The organism is Gilliamella sp. wkB18 (genome assembly GCF_001690875.1).
GTDB lineage: Bacteria > Pseudomonadota > Gammaproteobacteria > Enterobacterales > Orbaceae > Gilliamella > Gilliamella apicola_A.
The window spans coordinates 1-3,974 of the sequence record NZ_LZHM01000012.1 but is presented as its reverse complement, the minus strand read 5'-3'; the positions used below and the strand labels follow the sequence as shown (position 1 = coordinate 3,974).

Below are 3,974 nucleotides of genomic sequence, written 5' to 3'. Positions count from 1 at the left end.
TATTAAGTTTTACTAAATAATTGTTTGATAAATATTTTAAGGCTATATTTTTATCAAAATTTAATACAAAAGAAAAAATATATGGGTAATCTGAACTATATTTAATTAACTCTTCAAGTTCATTTGTTGTATAATTAAAAGAACTATTATTTATTGAGGTAATAAACATTTTTAACTCATGTTTTTCTTGTTCTACTAATTTAATCCTGTCTATTACATCTTCCATTTCTACAAGTTTTTCTTGAAACAATATGCATTCTCCAATAATGTTAGGACCATCCATAAAGTTAAATTTGAATCCTTCTTTTAATATTTCTTTCGGGGCTTTTTCTGACAAAAAAAATACTTCGTCTGCTATTGTCCTATATCCCTGATCTCTCGGCGTAATATTAAATTTAAAACCAATACTCCAACTTTCTTTTAATTCTGGTAAATGAATTTGAGTATGTAAAACTTTCGTTGATGGTAAAAGTTTTTTTTCTCCATCAAATATATTCTTATCCCAATTAATTAGTGATTTCATTTTTTACATTTTACTCTAATTGAATTAACTTTTTTAACTTCAGTCTTTCCATTTAAATCAGCAACCTCAATAGCTCTCGCGAGACCTATTCCGTCTAGGTGATCTACTTTATATGCACCTTTTGCTACTACATCATCTACGTCAAAAAATACTACATAAAATTTTGAATCGCTGCCATGCCCCATAGTCTTACCCCATTCTACGGCATTGTCAAAACTTTCAGCAAACCATTTTGCCCACATACCTCCAGTATCTCCGCCGGCTTTCCAACCATTCTGAATAATATCAAAATATTCTGCTCTAATCATTGATCTAAATAATTCCATCAATCCGAACACATCAACCATCGTATTCGAATCATGCCCCTACGCATAAAAATTCGGGTTATTACCTGCCAATCCTATCGGGTCTTGGCTAATATATAAGCCGGTTTCAGGATGATAATACCTAAACCGATTATAATAAAGCCCCGTTTCCACATCCTCATACTGCCCTAATTGTCTGAATGGAATGGAGTGCTCACATTTTTATAAAGATAATTGTTTATTTTTAATCTTTTCTGTAGAATACTAAATTGTTAGATATTGGTTTGTAATCAATAATGTTATTATTCTCAACTTGATTTTTATTCAGAAAATTATATCTGTACATTTTAGGAATATTACCATTTTCTATGCTTACATTGATTTGGTAATTACTTTTTTGTGTTGATACACCAAATAATGTCTTTTTCAGAATGCTTTCAGATGTTATTTCCTGATTTTTTTTCAATTCAAAGCCATAGCCGTATGTTACTGGAAAAATGTTATTTACTAATTCTGTGATTTCTAACATAATTTCTTCTGTGATTCCCTCTTTAAAATGGAGAATAATATCAATTAGTTCTTTCTCATTCTCTTTTTTTATTTGATTTAAAGCCTTGTTTGAATATAATACAGAAACAGTATCATTTTTATTTACCCCATTAGCATAAACTATTTCATTTTTTGTACAGAATGAATCAATACTATACTTTTTAGAACTATAATTTAATTCAAATTTGTAAATCGTTTCAATTGAATTTTTTTCCAAAAATTTATTGAATGCTTTAATAAAGCTCTTAAACAGAGTTGTATATTCTTCTCTATCATTCCAATTTATTACAATAAAATATTTGAGAACATCTCCATTTATTTTGTTTTTTTTAGTAAACATCATTTACATTTTATTTTAAATTTCGATTTAATTTTTTCCATAAATTGTGCTAAACTATTTACTTTAACATCACCGTTCAATATTATTTATATTCATAAAGTTCTTATTTCTTGAAATTAAGTCATTAATTTTATCAGTTTTAGAAGCAACCTCAATAATTTCAACTCTTCCATTTTTATAAAGAACTCCAACATCAGGTCTTGGTCCGTATTTGAAATTTCCTCCGCCAAGTAGTTTCTTATAACCCAAGTCCATAGTTACTCTTTGAACTCTTGGGTCAATAGAATAAATATTTGCAATAATTTTAGAGATTGTTGAATGTCCGAATGTTCCTGTGGTTTGAGCGTTTCCGATAACCTTTCCAAAGAATAACCCCAACGGGTCAACTTCCGAATTAGAATCAAACGTATAAGCATAAAAATTCGGGTTATTACCTGCTAGCCCGATAGGGTCTTGACTTATATAAGTTCCTGTATTACTGTCGTAATACCTGAAACGATTATAATAAAGTCCGTCTAATTCCTAATCCTCATATTGTCTTTGATAGCGGAAGGGCATAAAAAAGACAATTATTGAATTTGCCTACTTATTGTAACTATATTTTATCAACCTCACTAGGTTGATAAAATATAGATTCTAATAAACCTTCATCAAATATAAATTTAAAATTACCTAAGTAATAATCTTTATCCACATGTAATGTTTTATTTAACGTCATTTTTAAATTTTCATTCACTGTATCAATATCGTTATCTAAAAATAAATCTTGAAAGTTATCATCTAATTTCTCAAATGAAATATAATGTAGCTTACTTGGATTCTTATAATAAGAAATTTCTAACTTATATCCATTATTATATATTACAAAAACATCATTATTTATTGTAGAAAACTGATCATTACAATTTTCTTCAATATATTTTTTGTCTAAAAAAAACGGAGGTATAGTATTTTTTCTTAAGCTATTAATTAAAATATTATTAATGGCATTCATTTTTTAACATATTTTCTAAGTTTCGTTTCATTTCTCTCCACTCTCTACCTTTACCTAACTTATCATAATAGTCTTTTGCCCCTTCCAAATTATGCAATGCTTTCTCCAAATTTTTAGTGTTTGAGAAATATTGATCTGAACTCGACACAGCTTTTGATATATCAACATCTTTTGAAAAAACATTTTTATAAACAATATTGCCATTTTGTCCAGGTTTTATACTAAGTTCAATTCCATCAAATGTTCCATGCAAGCCTTTTGTTTCATAATCTGGTGCAACTCCATGTATTCCCTGTTTTACCAACCCAAACGGATCAACTTCTGAATTGGAATCGTACACATACGCATAAAAATTCGGGTTGTTACCTGCTAACCCTATCGGATCTTGGCTAATATATAAGCTGGTTTCAGGATTATAATACCGAAACCGATTATAATAAAGCCCCGTTTCTACATCTTCATATTGCCCTAATTGTTTGAATGGTACAGAGTGTAAATTACCAAATCTATTTTTAGTTTACATATACATCAATTATCTCATCGCACTTCATATAACATCTATAAATAAAATCTCTTATCTCATTTAAAATAATTTCTAAATTATCTATCAAATAAAATTCATCAAAAATTTTTCCATCAGAAGCATAAAACTCCCCTTTTATCTCTATTCTTTCATCATTATATTTTTTATAAGAAATTTCTATATCTAGTAAATCAATATCTTTTTCATTTAAAAATTCATCTTTCAATAAAAACTCGATATATTTCACATATCTACTTATATTTCCATCACTATCTTTATTAAATTGATCAATAATATTAATTTTCTTAATTTCTTTTCGACTTTGAATTTTTTCTTTTCCATAAAGAAAAAGCTCATCTATAGCTAATGATAATTTATCCATAAATTTATTATTTATTAAGGACATGTGACTTTTGCTTCCTGTAAAGCTTGTGTATATTTATGTGTTCTTTCTGTTCCTCTAGTATCAGCCCATTCACTTAATTTTACAAAATTAGGATCATCTGCTGGTCGTATAGAAACATGACTACCATGATCATTAATGGCTTCTAATCCTGTTCCATCTAATTTAGCTACATCAATGGTTTGAAATTTTCCTGTTGTTGGTTTTTCTAAAGATGCCGACAATCCTGAAGTTGTATCTTTTCCTGGACGAGGAGTTAAATTTGAGTCTGTTCCTGACCCCATTCTATAAACATAACCTTCTGTAAGTTTTACATCCAACCCCAACGGGTCAACTT

7 protein-coding genes and 3 pseudogenes are annotated in these 3,974 nt (G+C 28.4%); all 10 read right to left on the bottom strand.

The window, feature by feature from the left end:
* Positions 1-523 (bottom strand): hypothetical protein (locus A9G48_RS00490; RefSeq protein ID WP_141672928.1); only part of this gene is annotated, 523 nt, incomplete at its 3' end.
* Entirely contained in the window at positions 520-870 is a 351-nt protein-coding gene (locus tag A9G48_RS00485; RefSeq protein WP_065575645.1) for a hypothetical protein, read from the bottom strand. The genes A9G48_RS00485 and A9G48_RS00490, both read right to left, overlap by 4 nt.
* Positions 871-888: 18 nt before the next feature.
* Positions 889-1,035, bottom strand: a complete 147-nt coding sequence (locus A9G48_RS11050) for an RHS repeat-associated core domain-containing protein (RefSeq protein WP_202807474.1) — start codon at positions 1,033-1,035, stop codon at positions 889-891.
* A 37-nt stretch (positions 1,036-1,072) separates the two neighbouring features.
* Complete coding sequence (locus tag A9G48_RS00480) at positions 1,073-1,717, bottom strand: hypothetical protein (protein WP_141672927.1); 645 nt, start codon at positions 1,715-1,717, stop codon at positions 1,073-1,075.
* A 69-nt stretch (positions 1,718-1,786) separates the two neighbouring features.
* Positions 1,787-2,095, bottom strand: a complete 309-nt coding sequence (locus tag A9G48_RS11865; RefSeq protein WP_065575643.1) for a hypothetical protein — start codon at positions 2,093-2,095, stop codon at positions 1,787-1,789.
* Positions 2,096-2,098: 3 nt separating this feature from the next.
* Positions 2,099-2,221: pseudogene (locus A9G48_RS12045) on the bottom strand (RHS repeat-associated core domain-containing protein); the annotation flags it as partial.
* A gap of 91 nt (positions 2,222-2,312) precedes the next feature.
* Positions 2,313-2,711: a hypothetical protein gene (locus A9G48_RS00470; protein WP_034947366.1), complete on the bottom strand. Its 399-nt coding sequence runs from the start codon at positions 2,709-2,711 to the stop codon at positions 2,313-2,315.
* A gap of 301 nt (positions 2,712-3,012) precedes the next feature.
* Positions 3,013-3,180 (bottom strand): annotated as a pseudogene (locus A9G48_RS12040) (RHS repeat-associated core domain-containing protein); the annotation flags it as partial.
* Between the two features lie 43 nt (positions 3,181-3,223).
* Positions 3,224-3,640 carry a hypothetical protein gene (locus A9G48_RS11745; protein ID WP_034947360.1) on the bottom strand — a complete coding sequence of 139 codons (417 nt, stop codon included), beginning with the start codon at positions 3,638-3,640 and terminating at the stop codon, positions 3,224-3,226.
* A pseudogene (locus tag A9G48_RS00455) lies at positions 3,631-3,974 on the bottom strand (hypothetical protein); the annotation flags it as partial. The pseudogene A9G48_RS00455 and the gene A9G48_RS11745, both read right to left, overlap by 10 nt.

Coding starts and splice junctions, on each gene's coding strand:
- A9G48_RS00485 (WP_065575645.1), bottom strand. CDS start 870: ATGGTTGATGTGTTCGGATTGATGGAATTATTTAGATCAATGATTAGA.
- A9G48_RS11745 (WP_034947360.1), bottom strand. CDS start 3,640: ATGTCCTTAATAAATAATAAATTTATGGATAAATTATCATTAGCTATA.
- A9G48_RS00470 (WP_034947366.1), bottom strand. CDS start 2,711: ATGAATGCCATTAATAATATTTTAATTAATAGCTTAAGAAAAAATACT.
- A9G48_RS00480 (WP_141672927.1), bottom strand. CDS start 1,717: ATGTTTACTAAAAAAAACAAAATAAATGGAGATGTTCTCAAATATTTT.